This window comes from Microbacterium sp. HMWF026 (genome assembly GCF_003061325.1).
In the GTDB taxonomy this organism is placed as follows: domain Bacteria; phylum Actinomycetota; class Actinomycetes; order Actinomycetales; family Microbacteriaceae; genus Microbacterium; species Microbacterium testaceum_E.
In genome coordinates, this window is sequence record NZ_QAJB01000299.1 from 1 (window position 1) to 5716 (window position 5716).

At 71.6% G+C, this 5716-nt stretch carries 7 protein-coding genes; 2 read left to right on the forward strand and 5 right to left on the reverse strand.

Annotation, left to right across the window (positions count from 1 at the left end; all coding sequences use genetic code 11):
• The 3 genes from DBR36_RS11650 to pdhA all read right to left on the reverse strand — a co-directional run.
• Positions 1-284: biotin/lipoyl-containing protein (locus DBR36_RS11650; protein WP_308810954.1), on the reverse strand; the 284-nt coding region annotated here is incomplete at its 3' end.
• Complete coding sequence (locus DBR36_RS11655) at positions 281-1288, reverse strand: alpha-ketoacid dehydrogenase subunit beta (RefSeq protein ID WP_108319565.1); 1008 nt, start codon at positions 1286-1288, stop codon at positions 281-283. The genes DBR36_RS11650 and DBR36_RS11655, both read right to left, overlap by 4 nt.
• Complete coding sequence (pdhA, locus tag DBR36_RS11660) at positions 1285-2439, reverse strand: pyruvate dehydrogenase (acetyl-transferring) E1 component subunit alpha (RefSeq protein WP_108319567.1); 1155 nt, start codon at positions 2437-2439, stop codon at positions 1285-1287. The genes DBR36_RS11655 and pdhA overlap by 4 nt, the downstream gene beginning before the upstream one ends.
• A 171-nt stretch (positions 2440-2610) precedes the next feature.
• Here pdhA and DBR36_RS11665 point away from each other — a divergent pair, with 171 nt between their 5' ends.
• Entirely contained in the window at positions 2611-3084 is a 474-nt protein-coding gene (locus DBR36_RS11665; RefSeq protein ID WP_108319574.1) for an Lrp/AsnC family transcriptional regulator, read from the forward strand.
• 22 nt (positions 3085-3106) lie between these two features.
• Here the strand turns inward: DBR36_RS11665 and DBR36_RS11670 are convergent, their stop codons facing one another.
• The gene (locus DBR36_RS11670; RefSeq protein WP_108319569.1) at positions 3107-4099 is read right to left on the reverse strand and encodes a DMT family transporter; all 993 of its coding nucleotides are present in this window, start codon (positions 4097-4099) and stop codon (positions 3107-3109) included.
• Positions 4100-4170: 71 nt separating this feature from the next.
• On the opposite strand from DBR36_RS11670, the gene DBR36_RS11675 reads away from it, so the two are divergent.
• The gene (locus tag DBR36_RS11675) at positions 4171-4731 is read left to right on the forward strand and encodes a CGNR zinc finger domain-containing protein (protein WP_108319571.1); all 561 of its coding nucleotides are present in this window, start codon (positions 4171-4173) and stop codon (positions 4729-4731) included.
• A 22-nt stretch (positions 4732-4753) separates the two neighbouring features.
• Here DBR36_RS11675 and DBR36_RS11680 read toward each other — a convergent pair whose 3' ends face one another.
• Positions 4754-5632 carry an alpha/beta fold hydrolase gene (locus tag DBR36_RS11680; protein WP_108319573.1) on the reverse strand — a complete coding sequence of 293 codons (879 nt, stop codon included), beginning with the start codon at positions 5630-5632 and terminating at the stop codon, positions 4754-4756.
• Positions 5633-5716: the final 84 nt, after the last annotated feature.

Here is a 5716-nt window from a genome sequence, read left to right on the forward strand (position 1 = left end):
GCCGTGCCGGCCCCCGTGCCCGCCGCCGGGCTCCCGGCATCCGCCCCCTCCACCGCGAACGACACCAGCGGCGACCCGACCGCCACGACGTCGCCCGCCGCGGCGTGCAGGCCCTGCACGGTGCCCGCGTAGGGCGAGGGGATCTCGACGATCGCCTTGGCCGTCTCGACCTCGGCGATCGTCTGGTTGAGCGTCACGTCGTCACCCTCGGCGACCAGCCACTGCACGATCTCGGCCTCGGGAAGACCCTCGCCCAGATCGGGCAGGCGGAACTCGGCGATCACGACAGCACCTCCGAACCCGCTCCGCGCTCGAGGACGAGGTCCACGGCGTGCAGGATCCGGTCCAGGTCGGGGACGTGGTGCTTCTCGAGCTTCGACGGCGGATACGGGATGTCGTGCCCGGTCACGCGTTGCGGCGGCGTCTCGAGGTGGTGGAAGCACTGCTCGGTGATGCTCGCGACCAGCTCCGCCCCCACCCCCGCCTCGCGCGCGGCCTCGTGGGTGACGACGACGCGTCCGGTCTTGCGCACCGAGGCGGCGACGGTGTTCATGTCCAGCGGCGACAGCGAGCGCAGGTCGATCACCTCGAGCGAGATGCCCTCGTCCTCCGCGGCGAGCGCGGCGTCCATCGCGGTGCGCACCTGGGCGCCGTAGGTGACGATCGTGGCGTCGGTGCCCTCGCGGGCCACGCGGGCGAGGTGCATCGGCGGGGCGTCGGCCAGATCGGCATCCAGGTCGACCTCGCCCTTGGAGTGATACAGCCTCTTCGGCTCGAAGAAGATGACGGGATCATCGGATGCCACGGCCTGCCGCAGCATCACGTACGCGTCCTGCGGGTTCGAGGCGGCGACCACGCGCAGGCCCGCCGTGTGCACGAAGTAGGCCTCGGGCGATTCGGAGTGGTGCTCCGCGGCTCCCACGCCGCCGGCCCAGGGGATGCGGATGACCATCGGCATCCGGATCCGTCCGTTGCTGCGGTAGTGCAGTTTGGCGACCTGGCAGACGATCTGATCGAACGCGGGGTAGACGAACCCGTCGAACTGGATCTCGACGACCGGGCGGTAACCGCGCAGGGCGAGTCCGACCGCGGTGCCGACGATCCCGGCCTCGGCGAGGGGGCTGTCGATCACGCGCTGGGCGCCGAAACGCTGCTGCAGACCGTCGGTGACGCGAAAGACGCCGCCGAGCTTGCCGATGTCCTCCCCCATGAGCAGGACCTTGTCGTCGTCCTGCAGGGTGCGGGCGAGGGCGGCGTTGATGGCCGAGCCCAGGGTGAGCATGCTCATCGGTCGCCCTCCTGCTCGAAGCCGGCGAGGTAGTCGAGGTAGTCGGCCTTCTGCTGCGCGAGCGCGGCGTGGGGCTCGGCGTAGACGTGGTCGAACATCGTCCCGGGGTCGCGGGTGGTGGCCCCGATGCACGCGGCGCGCACCTCGGCCGCGAGCGTGTCGGCCGCGCGGGCGACCTCGTCGAGTCCCGAGTCGTCGAGCACGCCCTCGGCGCGCAGGTACGCCTCGAGGCGGGCGATGGGGTCGCGGCGCGTCCACGCCTCGACCTCGTCCGCGTCGCGGTAGCGCGTGGGGTCGTCGCTCGTGGTGTGCGGGCCCATGCGGTAGGTCACCGCCTCGATGAACGACGGTCCGTCTCCACGGCGGGCGCGGTCCAGGGCCCAGCGCATCGCGGCGACGCAGGCGAGGGCGTCGTTGCCGTCGATGCGCATGCTCGGGATGCCGAACCCCGGCGCCCGGCCCGCGATGGGGTACTTCGCCTGCACGGTGACGGGTTCGCTGATCGCCCACTGGTTGTTCGAGCAGACGAACACCACGGGCGCGCGGAACGACGAGGCGAACACCATCGCCTCGTTGACGTCGCCCTGGCTGGTGGCGCCGTCGCCGTAGTAGGCGACCGCGACGTCGGTCGAGCCGTCGCGCTGGGCGCCCATGGCCCACCCGGTGGCGTGCAGGGACTGCGCCCCGATGATGATCTGGGGTGGTGCGGCGTTGATGGTGGTGTGGTCGTACGCGGAGTGCTCCTCGCCGCGCCAGGCGAGGACGTAGTCGGCGGGTTTCGCCCCGCGACCGAGCAGCACGCCGTGCTCGCGGTAGCTGGGGAACACGAAGTCGCCGGGGGCGAGGGCGTGGGCGGTGCCGACCTGGACGGCCTCCTGTCCGCGGCACGGCGCCCAGAGGGCGAGTTGTCCCTGGCGCTGCAGGGCGACGCCCTCGGCGTCCACGCGACGGGTGAGGACCATGTCGCGGTGCAGCGCGCGCAGCTCGTGCGGCGACAGGTCGGCGATGAAGGGGTCGAGCTCGGTGTCGGGCAGGCGCGTGCCGTCGACGTCGAGCAGGCGGACGACGTCGTCCACGTCGCCGCGGGTGCCGGCGGGTCCGCGGTCGGCGGTCCCCTGCTCCGGCGTGGTCTGGGTGTACGTCATCGTCATCCCTCCAGGTGCGGCCCGGGGCTCCTCGTGAGAGCCCGGGCGGTCCGGGTGCCGGCAACGGCGCCGACGTGGCCGACCGTACGCGCGGAATGCACCCCGCTCAAGACCTCGCCGCCATATTGAGCACAGTGCGCATTGCGCGAGGCAGCCGCACTGCTAATGTTTCGCAGCATGAGCAAGCTCGACGCGGTCGACCTCGACCTCCTCCGCGCCCTGTCCGCCGATCCGCGGGCCACCGTCGTTGCGCTCGCCGAGAAGCTCGGCCTGTCGCGCAACACCGTCCAGGCGCGCATGAGCAGGCTCGAGCGCGGCGGGGTGTTCCTGTCGTTCGAGCGGACGCTGTCGGCCGAGGCGCTGGGGTTCCCCATCGAGGCGTTCCTGCAGGTGACGGTGCGCCAGGCCGAATTGCCGGCGATCCGCGACGAGTTGGCGAAGGTGCCCGAGGTGCTGCAGGCGCACGGGCTGAGCGGACAGGTCGATCTGCTCGTGCGCGTGGCGTGCCGCGACACGCAGCACCTGTTCGACACCGACGCGCGCATCCTCGCGATCGAGGGTGTCGAGCGCACCGAGACGTCTCTGGTGATGGGCGAGGTGATCGGCTACCGCGTCGATCCGCTGATGCGTCTCGCGCGCGAGCACGCCTGACGCCGGGCCCCGCCCCTCGCGTCTAGGGCGACGGCACCACGGGGATGCTCGACGTCTCGGCCTCCGGTTCGGCGGGGCTCCCGGCATCCAGGCGCACCAGCACCACCCCCGCGAGGATGAGCGCGCCGCCGACGAACTGGATCGGCGCGGGCGCCTCGCCGAGCAGCAGCCAGGCGAAGCCGAGCGCGAACAGCACCTCGCTCAGGCCGACGAACGACGCCAGTCTCGAGCCGATCCGCGGCACCGCGATCACCCCGAGCGCATAGCCGAGGGTCGTCGCCACGGCACCCACCCAGAGCAGGGGAAGGATGCCGGGCACCTCGAGCCCCGCGAGCGACACCGTGATCGAGGGGGCGGCGAACGGCAGCACCCCGACGCCCACGAGGGCGCCCATGAGCACTGTCCCGACGAGCAGGCCGCCGGCGGCGAGGGCGAGGGGCGGCAGGTCGTCGCCGGTGCGCCCGGCGATGACGAAGTACGCGGCCGCGCACACCGCGGCGCAGAGCGCGAAAAGCGTGCCGAGCAGGTCGAAGCGCGCGCCGCTGATGTCGACCACGAGCACGAGTCCGGTCATCGCGACGACCGAGCCGACGAGGACGGCCTTCGACGGTGCCCGGCGCGTGCGCACCCACACGGCGACGACGATGAGCACGGGAGCGATGTACTGGATCAGCAGGGCGACGGCGACCGGCATCCGCTGCATCGCCGCGAAGTAGAACACCTGGCATCCGGCCACCGCGGTCAGCCCGAAGGCCAGGATGAGCAGGCCGTGGCGCCGGACGAAGCCGCGTTGACGGCGGACGGCCGTGATCAGCGCCGGCGAGAGCAGCAGGGCGGCGACGCCCATGCGCACGAGCAGCACGGCGCCGAGCGACCACCCGCCGTCGAGCAGCGGTTTGACGAAGGGGCCGCTGGACGAGAAGGCCAGGGCCGAGGCGACGGCGATGAGCAGTCCCGTGACGGCGCCGGAGCCGTGGCGGACGGGACGGGGAAGGGTGACGGACGACGTGGTCATGCGGGCCTGCTGTCAGGGGTCAAGAACGTTTACACTCGTGACAGTACGACCTGGGAATGTCAGGAGTCAACATGGTCTTCATCCGTGACACCGAACTGGTGCTGCGCGCGACCGTCGAGCTGGTCAACACCCTGCCCCACACCGAGGCGAGCGGGGTCGACAGCCTCACGACGATGGCCGAGCTCGACGACTTCGCTGAGCGGCACACCTACACGGGCTCGCGGGTGCGCGACGACCGCGAATTGGCCGCGGTGCGCGGCATCCGCTCCCGTATCCAGCGGCTGTGGAACGTCGATCGCGACGACGCGGTGCCCCTCGTCAACGCGATGCTGCGCGACGGACGGGCACTGCCGCAGCTGGTGCGTCACGACGAGTTCGACTGGCACATCCACGCGTCCGAGGCGTCCGACCACCTCGCTCAGCGCATGCTCATCGAGACGGCGATGGCGTTCGTCGACGTCATCCGCGCCGACGAGTACGGGCGCGTCCGCGTGTGCGACGCCGACGACTGCGACGGCGTCTACGTCGACTTCTCGAAGAACGGCTCGAAACGGTACTGCGACTCGGGCAACTGCGGAAACCGGATGAACGTCAACGCCTACCGCCGCCGGAAGGCGGAGACGCCAGCCTGACGCGGGCACGACGCGGTCTTCGTCACTCCCCCGCCAGGAACTCCCGAATCGCGGATGCCGCGACCTGCGGCGTCTCGTAGTGGATGAGGTGTCCGACCTCGGGGATCTCGACCAGCTCGGCATCCGGGAACAGCGTCGCCAGGTGACGCTCGGCCTCGATCGGGGTGATGTCGTCTTTCTGCGCCGCGACGAGCAGGGTCGGCTGGGCGATGCGGGGGGCGAACTCGCGCACGTCGTGCGACACGCTCGTCACGAACGCCTCGTGCAGGACGTCGCGGTCGGCAAAGCGCGAGAAGTACTCGTCGTGCTGTTCGTGCACGAAGCGCCGCAGCGCGGGGTCGCGGGTCTTCGCCATCGCGTTGCTCATGACGCGCACGATGAGGCCGTTGCGCAGCAGGTGCTCGCCGAGGGGACGCGGCAATCGGGCCCCGGCGAGGTAGTAGAACACGGCCAGTCGGGTCAGGATGCCGCGGGGCCCCTCGAGGGCGGGAGCGCCGATCGGATTGACCAGGATCAGACGGGGCGTCGCGAGTCCGCCGGCGACGGCTGCGGCCGACACGATCGAGCCGAACGAGTGGCCGAGGACGACCGCCCCGGGAGCGACCTGCTCGACGAAGGCGCGCAGCCACGCGGCGTACGTGTCGAGATCGTGCGCGCGCCCGGCGAGCGGAGCGGTCTCGCCGAAACCGGGCAGATCGGGTGAGATGACCCGGATGCCGCGAAGATGCGCCACCACCGGCTCGAGACCGTGGTGCTCGCCGCGGAAGCCGTGCACGGCGACGATCGTGGTGTCGGCGTCGTCGTCTCCGTACACCCAGTAGGCCGTCGTGCCGCCGAGCACGCTCGCCTCGCGCCGGACGACGGGGATCGCGGCGAGCTGGGAAGCGTAGGGGTTCGGCACCCGTCGAGTCTACGAGGGGGCGCCGACATCGCCGCCGGGACGGCGGTTCGCGCGCCGGGGCCCGCTCCGCTCGCGGGACTTTCC